The 26,281-nt window shown below is 72.4% G+C and carries 26 protein-coding genes; 15 read left to right on the forward strand and 11 right to left on the reverse strand.

Annotation, left to right across the window (positions count from 1 at the left end):
- On the forward strand, positions 1–777 hold the full coding sequence (locus ACYQ1L_RS00880; protein ID WP_460002316.1) for a DeoR/GlpR family DNA-binding transcription regulator: 777 nt from the start codon (positions 1–3) through the stop codon (positions 775–777).
- A 15-nt stretch (positions 778–792) separates the two neighbouring features.
- Here ACYQ1L_RS00880 and ACYQ1L_RS00885 read toward each other — a convergent pair whose 3' ends face one another.
- Entirely contained in the window at positions 793–1,554 is a 762-nt protein-coding gene (locus tag ACYQ1L_RS00885) for an SDR family oxidoreductase (RefSeq protein ID WP_460002317.1), read from the reverse strand.
- 101 nt (positions 1,555–1,655) lie between these two features.
- Here ACYQ1L_RS00885 and ACYQ1L_RS00890 point away from each other — a divergent pair, with 101 nt between their 5' ends.
- Positions 1,656–2,507: a helix-turn-helix transcriptional regulator gene (locus tag ACYQ1L_RS00890; RefSeq protein ID WP_460002318.1), complete on the forward strand. Its 852-nt coding sequence runs from the start codon at positions 1,656–1,658 to the stop codon at positions 2,505–2,507.
- Between the two features lie 26 nt (positions 2,508–2,533).
- Here the strand turns inward: ACYQ1L_RS00890 and ACYQ1L_RS00895 are convergent, their stop codons facing one another.
- Positions 2,534–3,568 carry a nuclease-related domain-containing protein gene (locus ACYQ1L_RS00895; protein ID WP_460002320.1) on the reverse strand — a complete coding sequence of 345 codons (1,035 nt, stop codon included), beginning with the start codon at positions 3,566–3,568 and terminating at the stop codon, positions 2,534–2,536.
- A gap of 167 nt (positions 3,569–3,735) precedes the next feature.
- On the opposite strand from ACYQ1L_RS00895, the gene ACYQ1L_RS00900 reads away from it, so the two are divergent.
- Positions 3,736–3,978, forward strand: coding sequence for a hypothetical protein (locus ACYQ1L_RS00900; RefSeq protein WP_460002322.1), 243 nt, complete (start codon positions 3,736–3,738; stop codon positions 3,976–3,978).
- 32 nt (positions 3,979–4,010) lie between these two features.
- Here ACYQ1L_RS00900 and ACYQ1L_RS00905 read toward each other — a convergent pair whose 3' ends face one another.
- Both ACYQ1L_RS00905 and ACYQ1L_RS00910 read right to left on the reverse strand, forming a co-directional pair.
- Positions 4,011–5,144, reverse strand: a complete 1,134-nt coding sequence (locus tag ACYQ1L_RS00905; RefSeq protein WP_460002323.1) for a sensor histidine kinase — start codon at positions 5,142–5,144, stop codon at positions 4,011–4,013.
- Complete coding sequence (locus tag ACYQ1L_RS00910) at positions 5,137–5,883, reverse strand: response regulator transcription factor (RefSeq protein WP_460002324.1); 747 nt, start codon at positions 5,881–5,883, stop codon at positions 5,137–5,139. The genes ACYQ1L_RS00905 and ACYQ1L_RS00910 overlap by 8 nt, the downstream gene beginning before the upstream one ends.
- Positions 5,884–5,970: 87 nt before the next feature.
- On the opposite strand from ACYQ1L_RS00910, the gene ACYQ1L_RS00915 reads away from it, so the two are divergent.
- The gene (locus ACYQ1L_RS00915; protein ID WP_460002326.1) at positions 5,971–6,723 is read left to right on the forward strand and encodes a M15 family metallopeptidase; all 753 of its coding nucleotides are present in this window, start codon (positions 5,971–5,973) and stop codon (positions 6,721–6,723) included.
- Between the two features lie 51 nt (positions 6,724–6,774).
- A complete protein-coding gene (locus ACYQ1L_RS00920; RefSeq protein WP_460002327.1) occupies positions 6,775–7,257 on the forward strand; it encodes a DUF2510 domain-containing protein in 483 nt (160 codons plus the stop codon).
- 67 nt (positions 7,258–7,324) lie between these two features.
- Here the strand turns inward: ACYQ1L_RS00920 and ACYQ1L_RS00925 are convergent, their stop codons facing one another.
- Positions 7,325–9,364, reverse strand: coding sequence for a DUF5107 domain-containing protein (locus ACYQ1L_RS00925; protein ID WP_460002329.1), 2,040 nt, complete (start codon positions 9,362–9,364; stop codon positions 7,325–7,327).
- A gap of 123 nt (positions 9,365–9,487) precedes the next feature.
- Here ACYQ1L_RS00925 and ACYQ1L_RS00930 point away from each other — a divergent pair, with 123 nt between their 5' ends.
- Entirely contained in the window at positions 9,488–10,639 is a 1,152-nt protein-coding gene (locus ACYQ1L_RS00930) for a class I SAM-dependent methyltransferase (protein ID WP_460002330.1), read from the forward strand.
- A 152-nt stretch (positions 10,640–10,791) separates the two neighbouring features.
- On the opposite strand, the gene ACYQ1L_RS00935 is transcribed toward ACYQ1L_RS00930, so the two are convergent.
- Positions 10,792–12,132, reverse strand: coding sequence for a DUF222 domain-containing protein (locus tag ACYQ1L_RS00935; RefSeq protein ID WP_460002331.1), 1,341 nt, complete (start codon positions 12,130–12,132; stop codon positions 10,792–10,794).
- A gap of 509 nt (positions 12,133–12,641) precedes the next feature.
- Here ACYQ1L_RS00935 and ACYQ1L_RS00940 point away from each other — a divergent pair.
- The 4 genes from ACYQ1L_RS00940 (at position 12,642) to ACYQ1L_RS00955 (ending at position 17,669) form a co-directional block, all read left to right on the forward strand.
- Positions 12,642–14,030, forward strand: a complete 1,389-nt coding sequence (locus tag ACYQ1L_RS00940; protein ID WP_460002332.1) for a quaternary amine ABC transporter ATP-binding protein — start codon at positions 12,642–12,644, stop codon at positions 14,028–14,030.
- Positions 14,027–14,974 carry an ABC transporter permease gene (locus tag ACYQ1L_RS00945; protein WP_460002333.1) on the forward strand — a complete coding sequence of 316 codons (948 nt, stop codon included), beginning with the start codon at positions 14,027–14,029 and terminating at the stop codon, positions 14,972–14,974. The genes ACYQ1L_RS00940 and ACYQ1L_RS00945 overlap by 4 nt, the downstream gene beginning before the upstream one ends.
- Positions 14,967–15,896 carry a glycine betaine ABC transporter substrate-binding protein gene (locus ACYQ1L_RS00950; RefSeq protein WP_460002334.1) on the forward strand — a complete coding sequence of 310 codons (930 nt, stop codon included), beginning with the start codon at positions 14,967–14,969 and terminating at the stop codon, positions 15,894–15,896. Before ACYQ1L_RS00945 ends, ACYQ1L_RS00950 begins: the two co-directional genes overlap by 8 nt.
- A 261-nt stretch (positions 15,897–16,157) precedes the next feature.
- The gene (locus ACYQ1L_RS00955; protein ID WP_460002335.1) at positions 16,158–17,669 is read left to right on the forward strand and encodes a lipase maturation factor family protein; all 1,512 of its coding nucleotides are present in this window, start codon (positions 16,158–16,160) and stop codon (positions 17,667–17,669) included.
- A gap of 58 nt (positions 17,670–17,727) precedes the next feature.
- Here the strand turns inward: ACYQ1L_RS00955 and ACYQ1L_RS00960 are convergent, their stop codons facing one another.
- On the reverse strand, positions 17,728–18,837 hold the full coding sequence (locus tag ACYQ1L_RS00960; protein ID WP_460002336.1) for a glycoside hydrolase family 3 C-terminal domain-containing protein: 1,110 nt from the start codon (positions 18,835–18,837) through the stop codon (positions 17,728–17,730).
- Here ACYQ1L_RS00960 and ACYQ1L_RS00965 point away from each other — a divergent pair.
- The 5 genes from ACYQ1L_RS00965 (at position 18,836) to ACYQ1L_RS00985 (ending at position 22,135) form a co-directional block, all read left to right on the forward strand.
- The gene (locus ACYQ1L_RS00965; RefSeq protein WP_460002337.1) at positions 18,836–19,258 is read left to right on the forward strand and encodes a TetR family transcriptional regulator C-terminal domain-containing protein; all 423 of its coding nucleotides are present in this window, start codon (positions 18,836–18,838) and stop codon (positions 19,256–19,258) included. The genes ACYQ1L_RS00960 and ACYQ1L_RS00965 overlap by 2 nt on opposite strands.
- 10 nt (positions 19,259–19,268) lie before the next feature.
- Positions 19,269–19,850 carry a TetR/AcrR family transcriptional regulator gene (locus ACYQ1L_RS00970; protein ID WP_460002338.1) on the forward strand — a complete coding sequence of 194 codons (582 nt, stop codon included), beginning with the start codon at positions 19,269–19,271 and terminating at the stop codon, positions 19,848–19,850.
- Positions 19,851–19,950: 100 nt separating this feature from the next.
- Positions 19,951–20,385, forward strand: a complete 435-nt coding sequence (locus tag ACYQ1L_RS00975) for a glycoside hydrolase family 3 N-terminal domain-containing protein (RefSeq protein ID WP_460002339.1) — start codon at positions 19,951–19,953, stop codon at positions 20,383–20,385.
- A complete protein-coding gene (locus tag ACYQ1L_RS00980) occupies positions 20,355–21,107 on the forward strand; it encodes a glycoside hydrolase family 3 C-terminal domain-containing protein (RefSeq protein ID WP_460002340.1) in 753 nt (250 codons plus the stop codon). Before ACYQ1L_RS00975 ends, ACYQ1L_RS00980 begins: the two co-directional genes overlap by 31 nt.
- Positions 21,108–21,328: 221 nt before the next feature.
- Positions 21,329–22,135: a histidine phosphatase family protein gene (locus tag ACYQ1L_RS00985; RefSeq protein WP_460005740.1), complete on the forward strand. Its 807-nt coding sequence runs from the start codon at positions 21,329–21,331 to the stop codon at positions 22,133–22,135.
- Between the two features lie 71 nt (positions 22,136–22,206).
- On the opposite strand, the gene ACYQ1L_RS00990 is transcribed toward ACYQ1L_RS00985, so the two are convergent.
- The 4 genes from ACYQ1L_RS00990 to ACYQ1L_RS01005 form a co-directional block, all read right to left on the reverse strand.
- Positions 22,207–23,217, reverse strand: a complete 1,011-nt coding sequence (locus ACYQ1L_RS00990) for a Gfo/Idh/MocA family protein (RefSeq protein WP_460002341.1) — start codon at positions 23,215–23,217, stop codon at positions 22,207–22,209.
- Between the two features lie 4 nt (positions 23,218–23,221).
- A complete protein-coding gene (locus tag ACYQ1L_RS00995) occupies positions 23,222–24,100 on the reverse strand; it encodes a hypothetical protein (RefSeq protein ID WP_460002342.1) in 879 nt (292 codons plus the stop codon).
- An 84-nt stretch (positions 24,101–24,184) separates the two neighbouring features.
- Positions 24,185–24,535, reverse strand: coding sequence for a TraR/DksA family transcriptional regulator (locus ACYQ1L_RS01000; RefSeq protein WP_460002343.1), 351 nt, complete (start codon positions 24,533–24,535; stop codon positions 24,185–24,187).
- A 144-nt stretch (positions 24,536–24,679) separates the two neighbouring features.
- Positions 24,680–26,281, reverse strand: coding sequence for an amidohydrolase (locus ACYQ1L_RS01005; RefSeq protein WP_460002344.1), 1,602 nt, complete (start codon positions 26,279–26,281; stop codon positions 24,680–24,682).

The raw sequence follows: 26,281 nt of genomic DNA on the forward strand, positions 1-26,281 counted from the left end.
ATGAACCGCGCCAACCGCCTCACCGCGATCCTCGACCTCCTCGCCGCCCGCGGCGACGTCTCGGTCGAGGAGCTCGTCGAACGCTTCGACGCGTCGGCCGCGACGATCCGCCGCGACCTGGACAGCCTCTCCGAGCGACGCCTGCTCACCCGCACCCACGGCGGGGCGGTGGCGCAGTCCGTCGCCTACGAGCTGCCCATCCGGTACAAGAGCCATCAGCGCACGTCGCAGAAGGAGCGAATCGCCCAGGCGGCGTCCGCCCTCGTGGCGCCCGGCTCCGTGGTCGGGCTCTCCGGCGGCACCACGACGACCGCCATCGCGACGGCCCTCGCCGCCCGCGAGGACCTCGCCGAGCAGGGCCTGACCGTCGTCACCAACGCGGTGAACATCGCCGCGCAGCTCGCCACCCGCCCCGACATCAAGGTCGTGGTCACCGGCGGCGTGATCCATTCCCGCAGCTACGAGCTGGTCGGGCCGTTCGTGGAGCAGCTGCTCTCCGGCATCACGCTCGACATCGCTTTCATCGGCGTGAACGCATTGGCGCTCGACGGCATGGCGAGCACGCACGATGAGCGCGAAGCCGCGGTGAACCGGATGATGGCGACCCGCGCCCGTCGGGCGGTGATCGTCGCGGACTCGTCGAAGGTCGGTGCGACCGCCTTCGCGGCCGTGGGCGGATCCGACCTGTTCCCCACGCTGCTCACCGACGACGGCCTCGCGCCGGACGATCGGGACGCCCTGCGCGAGGCCGGATACGACGTGGTGCTGGCCGACTGATACGCCCGGGCCGCGTCAGGCGTTCCCGTGCGGGTCGAGGCGGTTCACCGTGGCGACCGTCTCGGCGTAGTCGCCGCGCACCTCGCCGAACCGGAGCAGCTTCACGTTCTCCACGAGGATCTCGTGCGCGTCGGGCTGCGCCTCGATGAGGGCCATGGTCTCGTCGACGAAGGCGTCGAGCGGCATCGCGAACGGGCTCTCGCTCTGGCCGGGCAGGAGCTCGGTGGCGACCGCAGGCGGGACGAGTTCGAGCACCGACACAGAGGTGCCGGCGAACTGCAGCCGGATCGACTCCGACAGCATGTGGATCGCGGCCTTCGTCGCGTTGTAGGTCGGCGTCACGCGCAGCGGCGTGTGCGCGAGGCCGCTCGAGACGGTGACGATCGTCGCGTCGGGCCGGCTCTGCAGATGGGCGGTGAACGCGGCGATGAGCCGGATCGGGCCGAGCAGGTTGGTCGTGACGATCTCCTCCGCATCGGTGAGGAAGCCGTCGGAGCGCCAATCCTCCACGCGCATGATCCCGGCCATCGCGATCAGCACGTTCAGGTCGGGATGCGCGGCGAGCACCTGGGTCGCGGCCTCGCGGATGCTCTCGGGGTCGGCGGTGTCGATGCGCACCGTGGCGAAGCCGTGCTCCGCGGCGAGCTGCGCGAGGACGTCGGCACGGCGCCCGCCGATCACGACGGTGTTGCCGGCTGCCTGCAGACGGAGCGCGAGAGCGAGTCCGATGCCGCTCGTCGCGCCGGGGATGAAGACGGTGTTTCCGGAGATGTTCATGACCTCAGGCTCGGCGGGATCCGGCATCGGCATAAGAGACCCCGTGATCGGGGGATCGGCGGTCCCTGGTTGCGTCCTCGGCGCCACCGGAGAATGGATCCATGGACCGCATCGCACTCGCCGACTTCCTCAGGCGCCGCCGGGAGGCCCTGCGCCCCGGCGACGTCGGGCTGAGCACGGGCGCGCGGCGCCGCGCCCCGGGTCTGCGGCGCGAGGAGGTCGCGCAGCTCAGCGGCATGTCGGTCGACTACTACACCCGGCTTGAGCAGCGGCGCGGCCCGCAGCCCAGTGAGCAGATGCTCGCCGCTCTCGCCCGGGCCCTGCGCCTCACCGCCGACGAGCGCGACTACCTCTTCCGCACGGCGGGGCACTCGGCTCCGGACCGCCACAGCGCCCTGCCGCATGTCGCTCCGGCCCTGCTGCGGGTGCTCGACCGCCTCGACGACACTCCGGCCCTGATCCTGTCGAACCTGGGCGAGACCCTCGTGGCGAACCGGATGGCGCAGGCGCTGCTCGGCGACCCGTCGGAGCGCACGGGCCACGCCCGCAGCGACGTCTACCGCTGGTTCACGGATCCGGCATCGCGGGCGGTCTACCCCGAGGAGGACCACGCGCGGCACGCACGCGCCCAGGTCGCCGGCCTGCGTGCGGCCTACGGCGTGATGGGTGCCCGCTCGCGGGCGGGGGAGCTCGTCCGCGCACTGCAGGCGCAGAGCCCCGAGTTCGCGGAGCTCTGGGATCGGCACGAGGTCGCGACGCGCTTCGAGGACCACAAGACGCTCGTGCACCCCGAGATCGGCCCGATCGAGCTGGACTGCCAGGCGCTGTTCACCGAGGACCAGTCACAGGCGCTGCTCGTGCTGACCGCCCCCGAGGGCACCGAAGGGTGGCAGAAGCTGCAGCTGCTCGCGGTGATCGGCGCGCAGCGCTTCGACGCCGCCGACCGAGCCTGACCAGCTGGATCCGCTGCCAACGCGGCTCAGCGGAAGATCGCCGATGCCGTGGGGATGACGGCTGCGGCCGCGACCGCCAGGATCCCTCCGAGACCCAGGATCCCGCCCGCCGTCCATGCGCGTCGGCGGCGCCAGGCCGCCAGGACCTCTTCGCGCAATGCCGCGAACGCGGTGAGGTCGGCGTCCGGCGGCGGGGTGGGGCTCCAGGTCGCGGGGATCACGGCGGCACGGACGAGCGCGGTCACGTCCTCCCCCGTCAGGGTGCGGGTGGCCCGCTCGATCCGGCGCACCAGCGCGCTCGCCCGCAGCACCTCGACGCGCGGGGGCTTCTCCTTGACCTGGATGCTCTTCGCGCCGACGATCGCGAGGATCGGCGTGACGTCGACCGCGAGCCCCGTCGCCCTGCCGAGGATCTTCGCCGCGCGGGCGGCCTCGTGCTCCGCATTGCGGAGGTGATCGGTGCGCTGACCGTTCACGAGGATCCGACGTCCGCCGACCCACAGCTTCCCGCCGTCGTGGTGCTTGGTGTTGATCGTGAACACGCCACCGGGCCCGATCACCACATGATCGATGTCGCTGCCCTTCGTGCCGACCGGAATCGAATGCAGCGTGTGCCATTCGGGGCCGAGCCGATCGAGGATCCTGCCCACCTCGAGCTCGCCTGTGGCGCCGAGGAACCAGCTCTGCGCCTCGGCGGAGAGCGGGCTCCGGCCGAAGAAGCGCTGCCAGGCGGTTCTCGGCGGGGAATCCGCCTGGATGAGGAGCGTCGCTGCAATGACCGCCGACCCCGGACTTCGAAAGCGGAGTGCGTCGGGGATCACGGGGCCCGGACCGATGACGGCGGTCGCCGGTTCAGTGCGGATCGAGGCGGTCGTCGGCTCGGCAACAGGAAGCTGTGCCGCGGGTGACGCCTCCGGGCTGTCCGGGCAGATGAGACAGTGAACCGTCTTGGTCGCCGGCTCGTAGATCGCCTCGGTGCGCGCGGGAATGGTCGCCCCGCACAGGCGGCAGTGACCGGGGTAGCGCAGGCGCATCCGCTTCGGTGCGGGATCCGAGTCCATGACGGGAGGGTACTCACCTGCGCCGAGGTCCGCGAGGTCGGGCCGTCACGGGGTGCGCTTCGTCCTGCACAGCGCGAGGCAGATCGAGGCTCCACACGGAATCGAGGAGGTGTCGCCGCGCGGATGCGTCCCGTGACAACCTCGAGGGTGCGAGTGAGAATGGAGGCATGGTCATGACAGAACCGCAGGTCTGGACGCTCATCGGGGTGTTCGCCGCTGTCATGCTCGGCGGGATGACGTTGATGACGACGTTGCTGGCCCGCACGATGACAGCGAAATTCGCAGCTGTGGACGCGCGATTCGACGCGTTGCGGACGGAGATGAACGCGCGGTTCGACACGATGGAAGTCAAGTTCGCCGGGCTCGACAAGGAAGTCGCAACGCTCGCCGAGCGGTTCTGGCGGTCCTGACCGGAGCGAGCGGCTGACGCCCTGATGCCGCGTCAGGCCAGCGGGAAGGTCGCCTCGACCCGCAGGCCGCCCCCGCGGCGGGCGGTGAGCACAAGCGAGCCCCCGAGCACCTCCACGATCGAGCCGGCGATGGCCAGTCCCAGACCGGATCCGGCATGCCCGCCGTCGCGCACGCGACCGCCCCCGCGCTGGAACGGCTCGACCAGCGTGGCGACGCGCGCCGGATCCAGCACCTCCCCCGTGTTCTCCACGACGAGCGCGCCGTGCCCGCCCAGGCGGACCGTGCGCACGGTCGCCGATCCCCCGGACGGCAGGTTGTGCACGAGCGCGTTCTGCACGAGGTTCAGCGCGAGCTGGTCGAGCAGCGCCGCATCCCCGCGGACGAACACCGGATCGCCGACCGCGTCGAGCCGCACGTCGTGCGCGGCCGCGACCTCGTGCAGCAGCTCGATCGCGCCCTCCGCCGCGAGCGACAGGTCGACCTCGACGCGCTCGGGCGGACGCGCGTCCAGGCGTGCGAGCAGCAGCAGCGCCTCGGTGAGCGCGATCGCGCGCTCGTTCGCCGCGCGCAGCCGCTCCAGCAGCTGCGGCACGTCGGGATCCGGCTCGGCCTGCGCGACATCGAGCAGCGCCCGGGTGATCGCGAGCGGGGTGCGCAGCTCGTGCGAGGCGTTCGCCGCGAACCGGCGTTCGCGCTCCAGGTCGGCCTGGATCCGGTCGAGCATGCCGTCGAACACGTCGGACAGCCGGCGGAACTCGTCGTCGCGCCCGGGCAGCGCGATCCGCGCGGTGAGATCGCCTTCGCCCACCGCCCGCGCGGTCTCGGCCATGATCGCGAGCGGGCGCAGCACGCGGCCGGCGAGCAGCCAGCCGCCGAGCACGCTCAGGCCGATGAGCGCGAGCAGCGCCCAGGTCGCGGCCGGGACGAACGCGCGGATGAGGTCGGAGCGGTTCGGCGCCCAGCTCCCGCCGTCGAACGGACCCGTGCTGTACACGCTGCCGTCGGGCACGTAGCGCAGCAGCCAGAGCGCGACCACCCCCAGCAGCACGGCGCCCGCGATCGCGACCAGCACCACGTAGCTGAGCGCGAGGCGCCAGCGCACCGACAGCCCCGGCGCTCGTGCGACGCGAGGACCGAACGGTGCGGGCGTCGGGCGATCAGGCATGCCGAGTGCGCTCCGTCCTGGCGGCGTCAGCGGCGCGCCCCGCGCCCGGGCGCGGGTCCGCGTCGCCGTCCGCGGCGCCCTCCACGTCGATGCGGTAGCCGACGCCCGGCACCGTGAGGATCACCCACGGCTCGCCGAGCCGCTTGCGCAGCGCCGACACCGTGATGCGCACCGCGTTCGTGAACGGATCCGCGTTCTCGTCCCAGGCCCGTTCGAGCAGCTCCTCGGCGCTGATCACGCCGCCTCCGGCCTCGACGAGCACCTGCAGCACGGCGAACTGTTTGCGGGTGAGGGCCACGTAGCGCCCGTCCCGGTACACCTCGCGCCGGAACGGATCCACGGTGATGCCGGCGAGCTCGTGCACCGGCGGGACCGACCGCGGTGCGCGCCGGGCCAGGGCGCGGATCCGCAGGACGAGCTCGCGCATCTCGAACGGCTTGGTGAGGTAGTCGTCGGCGCCGAGTTCGAACCCGGTCGCCTTGTCGTCCAGGCGGTCGGCGGCGGTGAGCATGAGGATCGGCAAGCCGGATCCGGACGCGATGATCGCGCGGGCGATGTCGTCCCCGCTCGGGCCAGGGATGTCGCGGTCGAGCACGGCCACGTCGTAGGAGTTCAGGTCGAGCATCTCGAGCGCCGTGTCGCCGTCGCCGGCGGTGTCGGCCGCGATCGCGGCGAGGCGCAATCCATCACGGACCGCCCCGGCCAGGGTGGGTTCGTCCTCGACGATCAGCACGCGCATGCCAGAAAGCCTAGGCACCCGGATGTATCGGGATCGTATGCGAAAGCGCTTACGGCCGGGCAACGTCCGCCCGGATGGGGTGGACGCATGGACACCATCACGAGACCGAGCACCTCGCTGCGCACCGGTACCGCACCGGACGGGATCCCGGATCCGGGTGGACCTGCGGATGGGCAGCGCCGCACCGGTGGCCGGCGAGCCCGCTCCCGGCGACCTCTGTTCCGGCTGCTCGTGACGCTGCTGATCGTCGGGACGATCGGGGCGGGCGCCGCTGCCGCCGTGGTCACCGCGGGGGTCGCGTCGCGGCCGGACTACCCGGGCGGAGTGGCCGTGGCGGGTTCCGGCGAGGGATCCGCGGCCGCTCGCGGCGGGGGACGGCCGACCGCCGAGGACGGCTTCATCGCCGACGGCGACTCGATCGCCGTCTCGGACCTGTCGGCGCCCGCCGTCGCGAAGCTGGATCCGGCCCTGCGCGAGGCGCTGCAGCGGGCGCACGACGCGGCGGAGGAGGACGGCGTCGACCTGCGGGTGGGCAGCGGCTGGCGGTCGAAGGCGTACCAGTCGTGGCTGCTGCGCGAGGCGGTGCGCACCTACGGCTCCACCGAGGAGGCCGCGCGCTGGGTCGGCACCCCGGAGACCTCGCAGCACGTGAAGGGCGAGGCGGTCGACGTCGCGCCCTACGCCGCCGCCGACTGGCTGCACCGCCACGGTGCCGAGTTCGGGCTGTGCCGCACCTACGACAACGAGCCGTGGCATTTCGAGCTGAGCCCGTCCGCGGTGGAGGCCGGGTGTCCGGCGATGTTCCGCGACCCCACCGAGGATCCGCGGATGCAGGGGTGACCGTCCCCTCCGCGTCCGGCGGCGCTCGGGAACCTCGCTAGGGTGGTTGCCATGACGGCATCGGGGGGTGCGCCGGCGGGCTGGTATCCGGATCCTGCGGGCGGCGGCGGAACGCGTTACTGGGACGGCGCCTCGTGGACGGAGCACGTCTCGGGGCAGACAGCGCAGCCGGGTTCGGCTCCGCAGTGGGCCGCCGTGAGCGGAGCAGCGCGGCCGGCCTCCAGCGCGAACGTCGCCATCACGATCGTGCTCGATGTCTTCCTCGCGATGTTCGCCGGCGTCGTGGCGCTGATGGGCACCTTCGCGACCGGTTTCGCCGGGAGCGTGTGCGACGACCGGTCGTGCGGGCTCGTGCCGCTCGGCAGCGCGCTCTTCATCTACGGGCCGCTCGTGTGCTTGCTCGCCGTCGTCGTGGTGTCGGTCCTGCTGATGATCAAGCGCCGCCCCGCGTGGTGGGTCCCGCTGATCGGCTTCTTCGTCGTGTTCGCCGTGTGGATCGCAGGGGCCACCCTCGCCGAGCCCGGCGCGTTCTGACGACGCCGGATCGGCCTCGGCGGGAGCGCGGCCGCCCCGGCTGAGGGCCCTGGGCGATCCCGGATCCTCAGGGCTGCGGGCCGACTTCCGGCGCCATCTCGAAGTCGTACCAGGCGGGGACGGGGCGGTCGGGGAAGGCCTCGCGCCACAGCGCCGACATGCTCAGCTCTCCCTCGCGCAGGTTCGGCACCTCGATGCGCTCCTCGAGGATCCGCCCGGCTGTTTCGCGGTCACCCACGCCGAGGGCGGCGCGGATCTCCACCACGCGGAACCGCCCGAGCGCCCGTACCTCGGCGGACAGGGTCGCCAGCAGCCGGCGCGTCTCCTCTGCGCGACCGTCGGCGAGCAGCGCCTCGGCGAGCTCGAGGGCCAGTGGGGCGAGGCCGGGCGCGAGCTCGTGCGCTTCGGTGAGGCGATTGATCCCCTCCGCCTGGGCGGCGGTGCCGCCGTCCGACTGCCGCAGGGCGAGGCCGAGCCCGCGCAGCGCCCACGGGCTGCGCCGGTGCCGCAGCGACGCCTCGTAGTGCGAGATCGCGGTGCCGTGCTCTCCGCGGGCGTGCGCGGCGACCGCGCGGTGGTAGTGCGTGAGCCAGGTGGCGGGCGCCTCGGCGAGCAGATGGTCCCACTCGTCGCCGGTGACGTAGGAGGCGGGCGCGTCGAGCGGATCCGGCTCGTCGGCGCCGCCATCGTGGCCGTGGTGCCCGGCTGTGCCGCCGTCCCCGCCCGAGGCGCTCCCGGCGCGGTCCGCCGAGCCGTCCAGCAGGGCGGCCCAGTACGCCCCCTCCGCGCCATCGCGCACGAAGCGCACACCGGCCGGCACGGCGAAGGCGGTGCCCGCCCGGTCGGCGAGCTCCTGCTCGAGCGCACCCCAGGGCGACCCGATCGACAGCAGCGCATCCGGGGCGAGGTCGGCGGCCGAGGCGAGCCGCGCGATGCCGGTGGATCCCGCCGTGTTGGCGGCCTGACGCACCTGTTCGCCGACGATCGCGGTGGCATCGCTCCAGGTTCCGTCCAGAACCGGATCCGTGAGCTGCAGCGGCAGGAACGTCTCGGTCCACTCCCACGTCGCGCCGCCGGGCATGCGCAGGTGCTCGTACTGGGTCGTGGCGAGTCCCGCCTGGATCTCGAAGTACGCGCCGGTCTCGCCGCCGAGCCAGTCGCACCAGTGCCGCCCGCCCGGTGTGTCGCCCCAGACGAACAGCTTGCGGCCCACGAGCGGTGCGGTCGAGACGTGGGCGAGGCCGGATCCGTCCTCGTCGACGGCCGCGATCCACGGACGCGCCGCGGTGCCGGCGGAATCCGGCGACGCCGCGAGACCGGGTGCGAGGTCGAAGAAGTAGTCCGCGGCGGCGGGTGCCGTCGCCGGATGACGCGGATCCCGCTGGTTGAGGTCGACCCGCTCCAGGGTGCCGTCGTAGGCGGTCATGTAGGCGTGCGTCGCCGGGGCGAACACGCGGCTGCCCGGAGTCTGCGCGACCGCGATGTTGGTCCACCAGTACATCCCGGTCTCGCGCTCGCGCGGGTTGCGCACCCGCACGCGCACGTGGAGGGCGGCGCCGTCGAGCGTCGCGTCGATCTGCAGGATCAGTCCGCGCACGCGCTCGTACTCCCACAGGCGCAGGATCGGCTCGCCGTCGGCGCCCGTGATCTCGGCGGCGTAGAGCGGATCGATCGTGAGGGGCCAGTGCCCGCGCATGCCGATGTTCCACTCGGCGCCGCCGGAGAACCAGGCGTCGCGCAGCGCGAGGTTCGCCGGCTGGAAGACGGCGTTGCGGTACACGAGTTCGCGTCCGGCGCGCTTGTCGAAGAGGCGCACGAGGCGGCCGCCCAGGTCGAGGGCGAACTCGGCGCGCAGCTGCTCGTTCTCGAGCACGGCGACGCGCATGGGCGCGGGCGCGCGCCGGCGGTCGTAGCCGTCCTGGATCAGGTAGGGGTGGATCGACGACACCTGCCCGTACCGGATGTTCGCCGCCATCTCGGCGGGCAGCCCGGTGGTCGTGGCCTCGTAGGGCGCCTGGGGCATCATCGCCACGGCGGGAAGGGGATTCGCCGGTCCGACGGGGGCGGTGGGGAGGACGACCTCGGTGACGGTCAACGTTGCGCTCATCGTGCCCCAGTATCCTCGCCTCGGCTGTGCGCCGGACGTTCCCCGCGCCGTGCATTCTCCGCGGCCTGCTGCCGGGTGCGGAGTGGGCCGCGGCCCGTGCGCTCGCCCGCGTACGCTGGGCGGGTGCCCGAGTTCCCGTACGCGCGCCTGCGCCGGTTCCCCGATGTCGAGGCGCCGAACCTGCAGGCGTGGGACGCGACGGATGAGCTCCTCGCGGCCGCTGCGCTGACGGACGCGGACGAGCGCAGGATCGATGGATCCGCCATCGCGGTGATCGGCGACGGGTACGGCGCGCTGACGCTGCCGCTCGTCGCCGCCGGTCTCACCGGTGTGCGCGTGCATCAGGACCTGGTCACCGGGCGCCGCGCGCTGGCGCGCAATGCGGAGGAGCTGGCACTCGCCGGATTCGCGCCGCACGAGCTCGATGCGGAGCTGCTCCACGACGCCCGCCTCGTGCTGCTGCAGCTGCCGAAGGGGCTGGCCGAGCTCGAGGAGATCGCCGACGCCATCGCGCGCTGGGCGGCGCCCGAGGTGGTGCTCCTCGCCGGCGGCCGTGTGAAGCACATGACCCTGGCGCAGAACGACGTGCTCGGCCGGTGCTTCGAGCGGGTGCAGCCGCAGCGGGCGGAGCGGAAGTCGCGGCTGATCGTGGCGTCGGACCCGCTGGCGGTGCCGACGGATCCGCCGTTCCCGGTGTCGTCGACGCATCCCGAGTTCGGCTTGACCCTGTGCGCGTACGGCGGGGCGTTCGCCGGCGACCGCGTGGACATCGGCACGCGCGTGCTCCTCGACGTGATGCGCGAGCGGGCGGCCGAGCTGACGGCGCTCGCCGGGCGGGACGGATTCGCGGCCGTCGATCTCGGATGCGGGACGGGGGCGCTCGCAGCGGCCTTGGCCCTCGCCGCTCCCGCGGCGCAGATCATCGCGACCGACCGCTCCGCGGCGGCGGTGCGATCGGCGCGGGCCACCATGGTGGCGAACGGCGTCGCCGACCGCGTGACCGTGACTCTCGACGATGCCGGATCCGAGATCTCGTACGGATCCGTCGATCTGGTGCTGCTGAATCCGCCGTTCCATCTGGGGGCGAGCGTGCACGAGGGCGCCGGGCGGCGGCTCATCGACGCCGCGGCCCGGATGCTGCGGCCCGGCGGCGAGGTCTGGACGGTGTTCAACTCGCACCTCGACCATCGCCGGGCGCTCGCGGCGGCCGTCGGGGAGACCGAGCAGCTCACCCGAACCCCGAAGTTCACCGTGACGAGGTCGGTCCGGCGCTGATCGTCGGATCCGGTCCGTGAGCCTGTCGCGGGTCACCCGATCCGGTCCCTGAGCCTGTGGAGGGGCCCGGACGGTCGGGCCGCCCAGTCCGGCCCCTGAGCTTGTCGAAGGGCCCGGACGGTCGGACACCCGCGCGATCCCGCTCGCCGTTCTCAGGCGATGTGTTCGGTGCGGGCGCGTCCGCCGAGGCGGGGTGCGGTGCCGGTGCCGGGTGGTGGCAGGAACCAGACATTCGCCCTGACACCGACGCCGTCGATGCGGATGCCCCAGCCGTTGTCGTGAACCAGGTGGTGGCACGTCTCACACAGCAGGATGCCGTTGGCGAGGTCCGTGGTGCCGTGGTCGCGTGCCCACCAGTCGATGTGGTGGGCCTTGGTCATCCCCGGTGGCAGCCCGCAGAACGCGCACCCGCCGTCGCGTTCGGTGAGCGCGAGGCGCTGCGCGCGGCTGAACAGGCGACGTTCCCGCCCCCAGGTCAGGACCTCCCCGTCGTTCCCGCACACCCAGGTCACGGTGCTGCCTCCGCCGGCCATGCGGCGGACGGTGTCGATGCTGACCGGCTGGGTGATCCCGTCGATGACCCCGAACCCGGTCCCGGTCTCCAGGTCGGCCTGGTTGACCCGGACCACGACGGTCGCCCCGTTCAGGGTGGTGTTGCGCAGACAGGTGAGCGCATGCTCCGCGAAGTGAACGAGCGCGTCGGCCTGGATCTGCTGCACAGTCCGCCGGTCCGCGTCCGGCGCGGCAGGATCCCGCCCCTCACGCTTCGCCGCGAACTCCGCCGACACGTACCCCTCGATCGCGGTCTTCACCGCCGCACCCCGCGCAGGGTCCAGGGTCGCGTTCAGGTGCAGCATCCCGTCCCGCTCGAACATCGACAGGGATGCGCGGCCGCGTCGTTCCTCTTCCCGGGGTGCCACCCCGTCGGGGTCCAGGTGGGCTTCGAGCCGCACCACCATCCGCCGCACCTCGTCCAACGACAGTCCCGGCGCCCTAGCGACCAGGAACTGCTCCGCCTCGGCGACGGCCGCACGCCCGATCTTCACGATCATCCGGTCCAGGAACGTGACGACCAGGTCCGCCGCGGCCGCGCCGATCCGCCCCGCGGCCAGTGCGGCGCGCACGGCGGGGAACTTCGCCGGCAGGGTCACGCCGAGCAGGTTCGTGCGCGGTCCGGTCGCCTCCCCGACCTTGACCAGCCGGTGAGCGTCCCCGGTCGAGGAGCCCGTGGTGGTGGCGATCAGGTGTGCCGCATTCCGGAACCCGTGCTGCTTCGCCAGCGACTCCGGCCCGAGCTCGCGCCGCGACTCCCGGGCGATCCCGGTTGCGACCTCCGCATGCACAGCATCCAGGGTCCGCCGCACCTGACCGATGGCATCGCCGTTCACCGCCACCAGCTGCGCCCGCGACAACCCCGCACCCGACCCGGCCGCGCCCCACACGTCCGCGAGGAGCCGGGTGGCTTCCAGAAGCGGGTCGAGGGTGCTGGTCATGCTCCGATCCTACCAGGAATCGAAACTATGTTCTAGTATTCTTCACGGATGTTTTCGTCTCAGGACCTGGGAATTCCCTGCAAGGTCGGAGCGCCGGCGCCCGCAACCTGAGCGTGCGAGAGCGGCGCCATCAGACCTCGACGTCGACGACCCAGCCAGGGCTCCGGGCGACGATCGCGCCGTCCTCGGGATCCGGCCGCGGAGCGGCTTCCGCGACGTCGGAGAAGTCCCGGCTGTCCGCGCCGGCAGTCCGACCGGATTTGCCACCGGATCGGGATCTCGTTACGTTGGAATGCGGGCCGCGAGGCCCCAAGACCAGTCCGCGGCCGCGTCCTTCTTTCGATTCTGCTGTGCACGAAGAGGCGTGGGCGTACGGTCGATGATCTCTGCGCAGGATCCGAAATCCTGCGCCCGCGCCGCCTGCACGGCTCTGTCGAAGCGGCCCTGTGATCGTCACCCGGGCGTGACCGATGCAGGCCTCCCCGCACGGGTGAGGCCGCGGGGGAAACGTGTCCGAAACCGCTCTGGAAGCGCGTCATCTGTTCAAGGTGTTCGGGAAGAATCCGAACCAGGCCATCCGCCGTCTGAAGGCCGGCGAAACCCGATCCGACGTGTCCGACGCCGGCACCGCCGCCGTCATCGACGCGAGCTTCACCGTGAAGCGCGGCGAGATCTTCGTGATCATGGGGCTGTCCGGATCCGGCAAGTCCACCATCATCCGCATGCTCAACGGGCTGCATGAGGCGACTGACGGATCCGTCCTCGTCGCCGGCGACCCGATCACCGGCATCCCGGCGTCGCGGCTGCGCGAGATCCGCCGCGACCGCATCTCGATGGTGTTCCAGCACTTCGCCCTGCTGCCGCACCGCACGGTGGCCGCGAACGTGGCGTACCCGCTCGAGCTCAAGGGCATCGGGAAGGCCGAGCGCCTGGCGCGGGCCGAGGAGATCCTGACCCTCGTGGGCCTGGGAGGACAGGGCGAGAAGCTGCCGTCGGAGCTCTCCGGCGGCATGCAGCAGCGCGTCGGCATCGCGCGCGCCCTCGCTGCCGACACCGACATCCTGCTCATGGACGAGGCGTTCAGCGCGCTGGATCCGCTCATCCGCCGCGAGATGCAGGAGCAGCTGCTCGAGCTGCAGCAGAAGCTGCAGAAGACCATCGTCTTCATCACGCACGACCTCAACGAGGCCATGTTCCTCGGCGACCGCATCGCCGTGATGCGCGACGGCCGCATCGTGCAGATCGGCACGCCCGAGGACATCCTCACCGACCCCGCGAACAGCTACGTCGAGCAGTTCGTGCAGGACGTCGACCGCGCCCGCGTGCTCACCGCCGCGAACGTCATGGAGCGCCCGCGTCCGGTCGTCTCCGAGACCGCCGGCCCGCGCACGGCGCTCAAGCAGATGCGCGACGCCTTCATGTCGGCGACCTACGTCGTGGGCCGCGACCGCAAGCTGATCGGCATCGTCACCGACCGCGACGTGGTGAAGCTGATCCGCCGCGGCGCCACCACGATCACCTCCGCGCTCAAGCCCGCCACGCAGGTCGTGGACGAGGGCGAGGTGCTCATGAACCTGTTCATCCCGGCCGTGGAGTCGCCGCTGCCGCTGGCCGTGGCCGATGCCGAGGGCCGTCTCGTCGGCGTCATCCCGCGCATCACCCTGCTCGCCGCGCTCGGCCCTGGACCGGGAGCCACGGGCGAGATCAACCTGCCGGTGCTGCCGCTGCCGCAGGCCGAGATCGACGCCGTCCTCGACGACGGCTGGACCGCCCCCACCGCCTCCGCCGGATCCACCGGAGCCCCCACCGGCTCGGCCGCCGGAGCCACCGGTACCGCCCCCGCCACGGGGAGCACCCGCACCGCGCCGGGCTCGTCGACCGAGGAGGTCACCCGATGAACGTCCTCCCCCTCGGATCCTGGGTCGCGGTCGCCGTCGACTGGATCAAGGACAACCTCGACGGCCTGCTGCACGTCATCTCGGTCGCCGTGTCGTTCCTCGTCGACGGGCTGAGCTTCCTCCTGCTGCTGCCGTGGTTCTACGTCGTGATCATCGTCGCCGCGCTGATCGCGTGGCTGGTGCGCTCGTGGCGGCTCGCGATCGGCACCGTGATCTCGTTCGGGCTGATCGTGGCGATGGGCCTGTGGGTCCCCGCGATGCAGACGCTCGCCCTCGTGCTCATCGCGGGTGCGATCGCCGTGCTGATCGCGATCCCGCTGGGCATCTGGTCGGCCCGCAACGCCACCGTCCGCGCGGTGCTCAAGCCCGTGCTCGACTTCATGCAGACCATGCCGGCCTTCGTCTACCTGATCCCGGCGATCGTGTTCTTCAGCATCGGCGTCGTGCCGGGTCTCGTGGCCACGGTGATCTTCGCGCTGCCTCCGGGCGTGCGTTTCACCGAGCTCGGCATCCGCGGCGTCGACTCCGAGACCGTCGAGGCGGGGCAGTCGTTCGGTGCGACCCCGGCGCAGATCCTGCGCGGGATCCAGTTGCCGCTCGCGATGCCGACGATCCTCGCCGGCGTCAACCAGGTGATCATGCTCGCCCTCTCGATGGCCGTCATCGCCGGCATGGCCGGCGCCGACGGGCTCGGCAAGCTCGTGGTCGAGGCGATCTCGACCGTCAACATCGCCAAGGGCGTCGAAGCCGGTCTCGGCGTGGTGCTGATCGCGGTGTTCCTCGACCGCGTGACGGCGTCGCTGGGCTCGCTCGGCGAGCACCCCGGGTCGCTGCTCGGGATGCTGGCGCGCCGCCGCAGCGCGCGACGCCTCGCGACGACCTCTGCCGTGATCGAGGCGACCCCGGAAGCGTCCGTCGAGGAGAAGGAGCTGCAGCATGCGTAAGCGCACGATCTCCACCCTGGTGGCGCTGGGCGTCGCCGCTCTCGTCGCCCTGACCGGATGCGCGAGCGACGGCGCGGGCGGCACGCTCGAGATGGCCGGCAAGGCCCCGTCGCACGCGACCGGGTCCGGCGGCAAGGGCACGATCACGATCGGGTTCCTGCCGAGCTGGACCGACGGCCGCAGCACCGCGTACCTGCTGCAGGATCAGCTCGGCAAGCTGGGCTACGACGTGAAGATGCAGACGCTCTCCGACGCCGGGCCGCTGTACGCGGGTCTGTCGCAGGGCGACGTGGACATCTTCCCCTCCGCGTGGCCGGAGCTCACCCAGAAGGCCTACATGGACACCTACCGGGGCTCGATCGACGACCTCGGCACGTATTACGGCGACGCGCGCCTCACGATCGCGGTGCCGACCTACTCCGACATCGACTCGATCGACCAGCTCAAGGGCAGGGGCGCGCAGTTCGGCGGCAAGATCATCGGCATCGAGCCCGGGGCCGGCCTCACTGCGCAGACCCAGAAGATGATGCCGGAGTACGGTCTGGACGGCGAGTACCAGCTCGTCACCTCGTCCACGGCGGCGATGCTCACCGAGCTGAAGTCGGCGACCGACAAGAAGCAGGACATCGCCGTGACGCTGTGGCGTCCGTTCTGGGCCAATAGCGCCTTCCCGGTGAAGGACCTGAAGGATCCGAAGGGCGCGATGGGCAAGCCGGAGGGGCTGCACTTCCTCGGCGCGAAGGGGTTCGCCGCGAAGCACCCCGACGCGGCGGCCCTGATCCGGAAGATCACGCTCGACGACGCGCAGTACGGCGCCCTCGAGGACACGGTCGTGAACGAGTTCGGCGAGGGCGAGGAGCCCCGGGCGATCGACGCCTGGATCCGGAAGCACGGCGACGAGTTCGCCTGGCTGAAGAAGTAGGGCGCCTTCTCACCCGCTCTGCTGCGACGCCTGCACGACTCCGCGACGGATGCACGACCGGATCCGCGATCGGATCCTGCGGGCGTCGCACGGCCCTGCAGGCGTCGCGCAGGAGCAGGCGTCGCGCAGGAGCAGGCGTCGCGCAGGAGCAGGCGTCGCGCAGGAGCAGGCCTCGCGCAGGAGCAGGCGCCGGGCGGGCTGCTCTCGCGAGGCGTGTCAACCCACCTGTCCGGATCCGGAGCCCGCGCGTAGCCTTCGGGTATGGACGGCTTCGCGGCGGTCGATTTCGGGTTCGCGCGAGAGGTGCTCCAACGAGGCATCGCCGCGCTGTACCTCGTCGCGTTCGTCAGCACGCTGAACCAGTTCCGGCCGCTGCTCGGCGAGCACGGGCTGCTGCCCGCACCCGAACTGCTCGCGTGGGTGGGCAACTCCGCCCGCGCCCGCAGGCTGCTGCGCCCGACGCTGTTCCGCCGGATCCGGTACACCGACCGTCGCCTCGTGACCCTCTGCGTCGCAGGCATCGCCGTCTCCGTAGCGCTCGTCGCCGGGATCCCGCAGCTCGCCCCGCCGTGGGTGCCGATGGTGTGCTTCCTGCTGCTCTGGCTCGGGTACATGTCGATCTCGTCGATCGGGCAGACCTTCTACGGCTTCGGCTGGGAGATGCTGCTGCTGGAGGCCGGGTTCCTCGCGGCCTTCCTCGGATCCGCGTCCGAGCCGCCGCCGACGGTGATCCTCGTGCTGTTCTGGTGGCTCGTGATCCGGCTCGAGTTCGGCGCGGGCATGATCAAGATCCGCGGCGGGCGCGAGTGGCGGGACCTCACCGCGCTCATGTACCACCACGAGACCCAGCCGATGCCGGGCCCGCTGAGCCGGCAGGCGCACCTCCTGCCCGCGTGGTTCCACCGGCTCGAGGTGATCGGCAACCACGTCGCCCAGCTCGGCGCGCCGTGGCTGCTGCTCGTCCCGATCCTGGGGCTGTGGATCCCCAGCCCCGTCCCCGCGATCGTCGGCGCGGCGGGCGCGGCCGTCGTCATAGCGACCCAGCTGTGGCTCGTGCTCACGGGCAACTTCGCGTGGCTGAACTGGGCGACGATCGTGCTCGCCTTCTCGGCGATCGGGATCCCGTCCGGCGCTCCCCGGCACGCGCCGACGACGCTGCCGTGGGTCGTCGACGGGCTCTGGCTGCCCTGGTTCGTGGTGACCACCGCGGTGGGCGTGCTGTACGTCTGGCTCTCCGTGCCCGCCGTGCGCAACCTGTTCTCGCGTACCCAGGCGATGAACGCGTCCTTCAACCGCTGGCAGCTGGCCAACGCCTACGGGGCCTTCGGCACGGTCACCAAGGAGCGGATCGAGATCGTCATCGAGGGCACGATGCGGCCCGACGCGGATCCGGATCCGATCGCGGGGGAGTGGCGGGAGTACGACTTCAAGGGCAAGCCGGGCGATCTGCATCGGGTCCCGCGGCAGTTCGCGCCGTACCACCTGCGGCTGGACTGGCTGATGTGGTTCCTGCCGCTGGGCCGGATGTACGAGGACTGGTTCGCGATGCTCCTGGTGCGCCTGCTGGAGGCGGATCCGCCGACGCTGCGACTGCTGCGGCACGACCCGTTCGCGGGCGAGCGGCCGGCGCTGGTGCGTGCCGTCGCCTACCGCTACCGGTTCACCACGCGTGCCGAGCATCGCGAGAGCGGCCGGGTGTGGGTGCGCGACCGCCGTCGCGTCGTAGTGCGTCCGCTGTCGCTGTCCGACGATGAGGGCGCCGGCCTGAGCTGACCGGCGCCCCCGCCGTCTGTGCCGTTCGGGCTCCGTGCCGCAGGCCGGCGTTCGGACGTCAGCCGCGCTGCGCGCGCTCCACGAGCTCCACCATGTCCGCCCGAGGCAGCGGGAACCCGTCCAGGCGGCCGACCGGGAAGTTGCCGAGCATCTTCAGCAGCTGGTTCTCGCCCGTGCCGTAGCGCTCCTCGATCAGCGCGCGCAGGTCGGCGCCGACGACCGGATCCTGGAGCAGCTCGTCGAAGGACGAGTTCAGCGACGTCGGCAGCACGACCTCATCGCCCGGCACGGCGACCGTGGTCGAGGTGCGCAGGTCGCGGCTGGAGGCGCCGACCTCGACGACGTAGTCGCCGCCCTCCACGATCCAGCGGTCCACCCGGACGTCCCAGTACGCGAGCTCCGACCGTCGGATCCGCAGCGCCACCGAGGCGGTTTCGCCCGGTGCGAGCTGCACCGACGCGAACGCCTTCAGCTCGCGCGGCGGGCGCTGCACGCTCGACCCGGGCAGCGCGGTGTACGCCTGCACCACCTCGCGACCGGCGACGGTGCCCGTGTTCGTCACCGGCACCAGCACGACGATGTCGCCGTCCTCGCGCACCGCGGCGGTCGCGTCGCCGTAGGCGAAGGTCGTGTACGACAGGCCGTGCCCGAACGGATACCGCACGGCGAGCTGCTTCTCGTCGTACCAGCGGTAGCCGACGAGGAGTCCCTCGCCGTAGCGCACGTGCCCGTGCTCGCCGGGGAAGTTGCCGAACGCCGGGGTGTCCTCGAGGCGCAGCGGGATGGTCTCCGCGAGCCGGCCGGACGGGTTCACGTCGCCGAACAGCACGTCGGCCGTGGCGGATCCGCCGGCCTGGCCGAGCAGCCACGCCTCCACGATCGCCGGCACCTTGCGGGCGAACGGCAGGGCGACCACCCCGCCGTTGGAGAGCACGACGACGACGTTCGGGTTCACCTCGACGACCGCGTCGAGGAGTTCGAGCTGCGCCGCTGGCAGGTCGATGCTCTCGCGGTCGTAGCCCTCCGACTCCTCGTGCGAGGGGACGCCCAGGAACAGGAGCGCCGTCTCGGCGTCGCGGGCGACGGCGACCGCCTCGTCGCGCAGCCGCGCGGTGTCGGCGTCGGACACGCCCACGGGCGTGATGTCGAAACCGGGAGCGAACGGCATGTCGCCGGCGACCGCGCGGATCGACGAGGCCCGGTACGCGCGCGCCCCGGTCGGCATCGACGGGTTCCTCGCCGTGATCGAGCACAACCAGCAGGTTCCGGGCCTGGTGCAGCTGTTCGCCGAGTACGCCGCCGAGGTGGCCGGCGACCCGCGGCATCCGTCCCGGGAGTTCTTCCAGCGCCGGTACGCCGCGGTGCGCGAGGCGCTGGCGGGAGATGTGCGGATCGCCCAGGGATCCGGGCGGATGAGCCCCGACGCGTGTGCGGCCGACATCGCCGAGCAGATGATCGTGGCGGCCGACGGGCTGCAGGTGCAATGGCTGCTCGACCGCGAGGTCGACATGGCCGGACGTCTGCGGCAGCTGTGGCGCACCCTGTGCGCGGCATCCTTCGGCGCAGAGGATCGGCACGCGACCACGTAGTCTGGCAATCGTGAAGCGGGGTCCGTACGCCAAGGGGACAGCGAAGCGCGAGGAGATCCTCTCCGTCGCGCTCGACGTCGTGGCCGTGAAGGGCTGCCGGAAGGCGTCGAACCGGGAGATCGCGGATCGCGTCGGGCTCACCCAGGCCGGCCTCATGCACTACTTCGCGTCGCGCGAGGAGCTGTACCAGGAGGTGCTGCGCGCGCGCGATCTCCGCGACCACGAGACGTACTTCGCACCGGATCCGACCATCGAGGGATTCTTCGCCGTCATCGCGCACAACGCGGAGGTGCCGGGCCTGGTGCGGCTCTACGTCGAGTTCTCCGCCGAGGCGAGCATCCCCGAGCATCCCGCGCACGCGTTCTTCCTCGAGCGGTACGCCTGGCTCCGCGACGGGCTCTCCGGCGTGATCCGGCGCGCCCAGGAGAACGGGGTGATCGGTCCCGCCATCGACGTCTCCGCGGCGGTCGACCTGCTCGTGGCTGCCGCGGACGGCCTGCAGCTGCAGTGGCTCAACGATCACACGATCGACATGGTGGCGCGCCTGCGCCGGCTCTGGGAGGGGATCGTGGCGGTCTCGCACGCCGGCTGACCGACCGATTCTGAATACTTGACTCGTTAAGGTTTTCCGGCCAGACTCGGTGCACTCGCGCACCGCAACGAGGCGGCGCGCCCAGCCCGATGGAGGGTGCATGTCCGAGAAGTCCGGCGCCGACTGGGATTCCGCCGCCACCGATGCGCGCGTCGAGGAGCTCCTCGCGCAGCTGACGCTCGACGAGAAGGTGGCCTTCGTCACGGGCGATCTGAACTGGAACTTCGGCTTCTTCGCCGAGGGCGTGCCGCGGCTCGGCGTGCCCGACATCCAGATGGCCGACGGCCCTGCGGGCGTGCGGATCAACAAGGGCGACGTGCACGAGGGCAGGGCCACGTCGCTGCCGGCGCCGATCGCGCTCGCGGCCACCTGGGATCCGGCCCAGGCCGCCGCCTACGGTTCGGTCATCGGGGCGGAGTGCCGGGCCAGCGACCACAACGTGTCGCTCGGGCCCGCCGTGGACATCGCCCGGGTGCCGAGGCGGAGGCGGACGACCGCCCCGGCATGCAGCTGCCCTCCGGTCAGAACGACCTGATCCGCGCGGTGCTCGCGGCGAATCCGCGCACGATTGTCGTGCTGATGACCGGCGCCCCCGTCGACGTCACCGGGTGGGGTGCGGAGCCCGCCGCGCTGCTGCAGGCGTGGTACCCCGGGCAGGCGCAGGGCGACGCACTCGCCCGGGTGCTCACCGGTGCCGCCGAGCCCGGCGGGCGGCTGCCGCTGACGCTGCCCGTGGAGCTCGCGCAGACGCCGGCGCGCGACGCCCGCACCTACCCGGGCGTGGACGGACGGGTGCACTACGACGAGGGCGTCTTCGTCGGCTACCGCGCCTTCGACGCGCACGACCTGGAGCCCGCCTATCCGTTCGGGCACGGTCTCGGCTACACCACGTGGGAGCTCGAGGACCTCGTCGTCACCCCCGCGGAGGGCGACGACGCGGGCACCGCGACGGTCACCGTGCGCAACACCGGCGCCCGTGCGGGTGCCGTCGTGGTCCAGGTGTACGCGGGCGACGTCACCGCCCCCGTCCCCATGCCGCCGCAGCAGCTCGCCGGATTCGCGAAGGTGCGACTGGATCCGGGGAGGTCCGAGCGCGTGAGCGTGCGGATCCCGCGGCGGGTGGTGTCGTACTTCGACGTGGTCGCGCATGGCTGGCAACTCGCCGACGGCCCGGCGGAGATCCGCGTCGGGCTGTCGTCGCGTGACATCCGTCTCAGCGCGCCGCTCGCCCTCACCGCGACGGCGCTCGTCGTCTGAACCACCGTCCCGGATCGAGGCGCGTCGTCGCGCCCGGATCCGTCCTCCCCTCGATCCGCCCTTCCCTCAAGGAGAGAACCACGAACAAGCACGTCATCCGCGTCGCGGCGGTCACGGCCGCACTGCTCGCGGCGACCACCCTCACCGCCGTCTCCGCTGCGGCCGCTCCGACGCCGACGGCGGTCGCCGCCGGCAACAGCAAGGCGGACCGCACCGTCGCGATCTACCTCACCCGCCATGGCCGCACCATCCTGAACCAGACCGACACGGTGCAGGGCTGGTCGGACTCGCCGCTGCTCGTCGGCACGAAGGCGGTGGCGACGGCACCGGTCGGCAGGCTCGACGAGGGCCGTCCGCTCGCCGTCGCCGTCGGCGCGAACCTGGGCGCGGCGGTCGGCCCCTTCGCAGAGGCGTACTCGGCCGACGGCAAGCGGCACTTCGAGACCGCGACCTACGCACTCCAGGGCGCCGGCCAGCCGAACCTCACGGTGACGCAGGATGCGCGCCTGCGCGAGGTGAACTTCGGCAAGTACGAGGGCAAGGGGAACGAGGAGCTGTGGAGCGCCGCGGTCGAGCACCTCGGCTACACGATCGACCACGACGCGGCGCCGACCGCGCCCGCCGACGCGAACGGACAGAACGGCGCCTGGCAGACGATGCAGGGCATCGCGATCGCCCAGCACGGCCTGTACGGGATGATGGCCGCGATCAAGGCGGTCGCCGACGCGCCTCAGCTGGGCCTGCCCGCAGAGGACTGCACGGACGTGGACGCGCGGATGACCGACGCCCTCGCCGAGATCGCCGCCAAGGCCGTGGACAAGAACGAGAAGACGGTGTTCGTCGTCTCCAGCGGCCTCTCGATCTCCTGCTTCGCCGGCGCGCCCGACATGCGCGACACCACGGGTGCCGTCCCGGCGATGCCGCCCACGGGCGTGCCCAACCTCGGCGTGACGAAGGTGCTCTACAAGAACGGATCCTTCACGATCGACGGTCCCGTCGGCTGCAAGGCGTACTACCCGCAGCCCTGAGCGGCGATGCACGACGGCGCGCTCCTCGAACCGGCGGGAGCGCGCCGTCGTGTCTGCGGAGCAGCCGTGCGTCAGCGGGCGATCGGGATTCCGTCGCCACCCGCGGCGATCGAGGCGTACGCCGCGTCCACGACGGCGACCGCTGCCACGCCGTCGGCCGGGGCCACCCGGGCGGGGCCGCCGGTGCGCAGCGCCTCCGCGAAGTCCGCGATCTGCGCGCGGTAGGGCTGGTCTTCGGTGGGCGGCGGGAGGTAGCCGGCGTCCACGGCGGGCGGTCCGGCGGGGCCGGCCGGGGCGACCGCGTCGGAGGCGTCGGCCCCTGCGGCGCTGTCGTGCGCGAGCACCCCTTCGGCGCCCGCCGCCTCGATCGTGGTGCGGAACGGCGCGCCCTCGCCCAGCCAGCCGCCGTCGATCCGGGTGACGACGCCGTTCTCGTGGCGCAGCTCCACGGTCGCGGTCACCGGGGCGGCGAGCCGGCCGGCGACGCTGGGCGGATCCTGCCGGGCCGCGACCGCCTTCACGGGGCCCGCGAGCCAGAGCGCCTGGTCGATGTCGTGGATGAGCAGGTCGCGGATGAGCCCGCCGCCGGCGCCCTCGTCGTAGAACCACCCCGTCTCCGGACCCGCGCCCGACCGGCTCAGCCGCAGGGTCTGCAGTGCGCCGATCCGTCCCGCCGCGATCTGCTGCTGGATCCGCTGATACGCGGAGAAGTAGCGCACCACGTGGGCCGGGAACAGCCGCACGCCGGCGGCGTCGGCGGCATCCGCCATCCGCTGCGCCTCGGCGGCCGACATCGCGAGGGGCTTCTCGCACACCACGTGCCGTCCCCGCGCGACCGCCTGCAGTGCATAGCCGACGTGCGTCGGCGTCGGCGCGAGCACCCCGACCACGTCGACGACGTCGATGAGCGCGTCGATGTCGTCCGCGATCTCCACGCCGAACCGCGCGGCCAGCGCTTCCGGCCGGGTGCGCGAGAAGAGCGTGCACTCCGCGCCGATCGCCTGCCAGGCGTCGAGGTGCGAGGCGGCGATGCCGCCGGCGCCGATGAGCCCGACGCGCAGCGGCGCGCCCTGTGTCGCCACCGGCTCAGGGCTCCGGGTGCGGCAGCGGCGCGGCGGCGGGCCCCGGGGCAGGGCGTCGTTCCTGCACGGGGGTCTGCGCGGTCCGCGGAATCGGATCCGGCTCCGCGTGCGGAATCGGATCCTGTTCTGCTGCCGTCGGACGGTTCGACTCCAGCTGCAGGGCGACCTTCTTCTCGAGGTTCGCGACGGCGGCGTCGGACAGGTCGATGAGGCCGTCCAGCTCCTCCCGCACGCGACGGTACGCGGTCTGGCGTTCGGCGGCCGTGGCGGATTGGTCGACGGCGACCTTCAGCATGTGCTGGGCGCGCTCGAGGCGCTTGCGCTCATCGTCGGTGAAGGTGGAGTCGCGCAGGCGCCGCGCGTCCTTCTCCGCGACCTCGAACGCCACCGCGTAGTCGCCGACCGCGTCGAGGTACTCCGAGACCTGCTGCTCGGTCACCTTCGCATCGGCCGAGCCCGGCCGCAGCGCATCGGCGATCTTCTTCGCCCGCAGGAACGCCGCGGTCAGCGGCTGACGGCCGTCGCTCATCGCGGGGAACGCGATCATCTTCGCGACGTCCAGCTCGTAGTCCAACCAGCGCGCGGTGATCTCGTCGTGCTCCGCGAACAGGCGCTGCAGCAGCTCCTTCGACGCGTTCCCCTGCGGAGGAGGCACGGCCTGCGCCGACGCCGGCGGAGCGATGCGTCCGCGTGCGGCGAGCTGCGCCGCCTTGATCTCGCCCTTGAGGCGCAGCGCCTCCATGCGCCGCTCGTGCCGGCGCTTGGCGCCGCGCTCCAGGGAACGGCTCACGGTGCCGAAGGCACCACCTGCGACCGGGCCGATGATGAAGATGATCCACCAGTGCTCGAAGAACCACTGCAGGGCTTGGTCGAAGGGGTTCATGATGCCCCTCAGCCTATGCCGGTCGGATCCGCGTCGTCATCGGCCGCGATTCGATCGCAGCAGCCTCCTCAGGACCGGCTCCGCTCAGTGGCCGAGCTTCTCCGCGCAGGCGACGCAGTACTCGGCGAACGGCCGCACCTCCAGGCGCCCCGGCGGGATGGGCTCGCCGCAGGAGGCGCAGATGCCGTAGGTGCCGGCGTCGAGGCGCGCGAGCGCGTCGTCCACCTGCTGCAGCTTCTCGGCGGCGGCGTCGGCGAGTCCGGTCAGGCGCGACCACTCCGACGAGAGCGTCACGCCCTCCGGGTCGTGCTCGTCGTCGTCGCGCGATCCCTCTCGATCATGCAGCAGGTCGTGCAGCGCCGCGCTCGCGGCATCGGCCTGCGCTGCGGCATCGGCGCGGAGCGCTTCGAGCTGGGCACGGCTGTCGACGGTCATGCGGGCCACTCTAGGCGCGTCGCGGCTGCCGGGGGTCGAACGCGCCGCAATCGTCCAGGGCCGACCGCGCCCCGCGGCCGTCCAGGGCCGAGCGCCGAGGGCGCCGGGCGTCGGGCGCAGGTCCGGGTCTCAGACCGCCGCGTCTCAGACCGCGGCGGTGGGCACGCCGTCGACGAGGGTGAGCAGCACGCGCGCTCCGAGGAGCTCCTCGGGCGAGGCCGTCAGCGGGTCGCGGTCGACCACGACCAGGTCCGCCGGCGCGCCGGGGACGAGCCGTCCGCCATCGGATGCGACGGCCCAGTGGGCGTGCGTCGTGTACCCCTCGAGGGCTTCCAGGGCGGTGAGCGCCTGCTCCGGCCCGACGGGCGCGGATCCGGGAGCGGCGACCCGGCGGCGACCCTGGGCGTCGGCCATGATCTCCCACGGATCGAAGGCGGCGACGGGCCAGTCCGAGCCCAGGGCGAGCACGGCTCCGCTGCGGCGGACGTCGGCGGTGCGCCAGGCGCGCGCCGCCCGCTCCGCACCGAGCCGGCGCGACCAGTCGTCGGATCCGTCCCGGCGCACGTGATGCGTGCAGTGCGTGGGCTGCATGCTCGCGACGATCCCGCTGGCGCCGATCAGGGCGATCACGTCGTCCTCGACCGACTCGATGTGCTCGATGCGGTGCGGCACCCCGCCGCGCGGCAGGGCCGCCAGCGTCTCCGCGACGAACCGGATGCCCTGCTCGCCGATGGCGTGCGTCGCGGTGGGCACCCCCGCGTGGTCGAACTGGCGCACCCGTTCCGCGTAGGCCTCCGCGGGCGTCCACGCGGACGCCAGGCCCTCGCCCTCCGCATCGGGGCGCGACAGCCACGCGGTGCCGCCCTCGACCGTGCCGTCGATGAAGAACTTCACCCCTTCGACCCGGTAGCGGCGGCCGCCGCGGCCCTGCATCGCGATGAGCGCGGCGACCTCCTCGTCCGTCGTCTCCGGCGTGACCCACGGGGAGATCCGCAGGCGCACGGGCAGCTCGGCCGTGGCCTCGATCGCCGCGAGCAGGTCGAGGGCGTCGGCGTCCTGCAGATCCATGACGTGCGCCGCGGTGATGCCGACGGCGGCCATGTCCGACAGCAGCCGCTGCAGCTGCGCGACCCGGTCGGCGAAGCCGAGCGCGGGGAGCACCCGCTCGACGATCTCCATGGTGGGGAACTCGATCAGGTGCCCGGTGAGCTTCCCGTCTTCATCGCCCGCGGCACCGGATCCGTCCGGATGCGTCACCGGCGCGTCGATGCCGGCGCGCGCGAGGGCGGCCGCCGAGGCGATGCCGGAATGCGCGTCGAACATGGTGATGTAGGCGGGGCGGTCGGCGCCGAGCACCTCGTGCAGGGCGACGTTGCTGATCGGACGTCCCTCGAACGCGGTCGGATCCAGCCCCCACGCCAGGAACCATTCGTCGCCCGCCTGCTCGTCCCGGCCCCGTTCGAGGGCGGACACGAGCTCGGCATAGGTGTGCACGCCGGTCAGCGACAGCCCCCGGGTGATGCCCAGGCTGTAAATCGGGTGGCTGTGCGCGTCGACGAGTCCGGGGATGATCGTCGCCGTCGGATGGGTGATGAGCTCGGTCCCGGCGTCCGCGAGGGGCAGGAGCTCCGATCGCGGCCCGACGGCGCTGATCCGTCTGTCCGTGATCGCGACGGCGTCCGCGCCTTCGGCGGTCTCCGGCGCGAGCGCGTGCACGCGCGCTCCGATGACGATCGTGTCGACCAA

The sequence above is a fragment of the Microbacterium xylanilyticum genome (assembly GCF_054654695.1).

Bases quoted from the DNA above. Each gene is read 5' to 3' on its own strand.
- ACYQ1L_RS00880 (WP_460002316.1), top strand. From the start codon at position 1: ATGAACCGCGCCAACCGCCTCACCGCGATCCTCGACCTCCTCGCCGCC.
- ACYQ1L_RS00885 (WP_460002317.1), bottom strand. From the start codon at position 1,554: ATGAACATCTCCGGAAACACCGTCTTCATCCCCGGCGCGACGAGCGGC.
- ACYQ1L_RS00890 (WP_460002318.1), top strand. From the start codon at position 1,656: ATGGACCGCATCGCACTCGCCGACTTCCTCAGGCGCCGCCGGGAGGCC.
- ACYQ1L_RS00895 (WP_460002320.1), bottom strand. From the start codon at position 3,568: ATGGACTCGGATCCCGCACCGAAGCGGATGCGCCTGCGCTACCCCGGT.
- ACYQ1L_RS00900 (WP_460002322.1), top strand. From the start codon at position 3,736: ATGGTCATGACAGAACCGCAGGTCTGGACGCTCATCGGGGTGTTCGCC.
- ACYQ1L_RS00905 (WP_460002323.1), bottom strand. From the start codon at position 5,144: ATGCCTGATCGCCCGACGCCCGCACCGTTCGGTCCTCGCGTCGCACGA.
- ACYQ1L_RS00910 (WP_460002324.1), bottom strand. From the start codon at position 5,883: ATGCGCGTGCTGATCGTCGAGGACGAACCCACCCTGGCCGGGGCGGTC.
- ACYQ1L_RS00915 (WP_460002326.1), top strand. From the start codon at position 5,971: ATGGACACCATCACGAGACCGAGCACCTCGCTGCGCACCGGTACCGCA.
- ACYQ1L_RS00920 (WP_460002327.1), top strand. From the start codon at position 6,775: ATGACGGCATCGGGGGGTGCGCCGGCGGGCTGGTATCCGGATCCTGCG.
- ACYQ1L_RS00925 (WP_460002329.1), bottom strand. From the start codon at position 9,364: ATGAGCGCAACGTTGACCGTCACCGAGGTCGTCCTCCCCACCGCCCCC.
- ACYQ1L_RS00935 (WP_460002331.1), bottom strand. From the start codon at position 12,132: ATGACCAGCACCCTCGACCCGCTTCTGGAAGCCACCCGGCTCCTCGCG.
- ACYQ1L_RS00945 (WP_460002333.1), top strand. From the start codon at position 14,027: ATGAACGTCCTCCCCCTCGGATCCTGGGTCGCGGTCGCCGTCGACTGG.
- ACYQ1L_RS00950 (WP_460002334.1), top strand. From the start codon at position 14,967: ATGCGTAAGCGCACGATCTCCACCCTGGTGGCGCTGGGCGTCGCCGCT.
- ACYQ1L_RS00955 (WP_460002335.1), top strand. From the start codon at position 16,158: ATGGACGGCTTCGCGGCGGTCGATTTCGGGTTCGCGCGAGAGGTGCTC.
- ACYQ1L_RS00965 (WP_460002337.1), top strand. From the start codon at position 18,836: ATGTCGCCGGCGACCGCGCGGATCGACGAGGCCCGGTACGCGCGCGCC.
- ACYQ1L_RS00960 (WP_460002336.1), bottom strand. From the start codon at position 18,837: ATGCCGTTCGCTCCCGGTTTCGACATCACGCCCGTGGGCGTGTCCGAC.
- ACYQ1L_RS00975 (WP_460002339.1), top strand. From the start codon at position 19,951: ATGTCCGAGAAGTCCGGCGCCGACTGGGATTCCGCCGCCACCGATGCG.
- ACYQ1L_RS00980 (WP_460002340.1), top strand. From the start codon at position 20,355: ATGCAGCTGCCCTCCGGTCAGAACGACCTGATCCGCGCGGTGCTCGCG.
- ACYQ1L_RS00995 (WP_460002342.1), bottom strand. From the start codon at position 24,100: ATGAACCCCTTCGACCAAGCCCTGCAGTGGTTCTTCGAGCACTGGTGG.
- ACYQ1L_RS01000 (WP_460002343.1), bottom strand. From the start codon at position 24,535: ATGACCGTCGACAGCCGTGCCCAGCTCGAAGCGCTCCGCGCCGATGCC.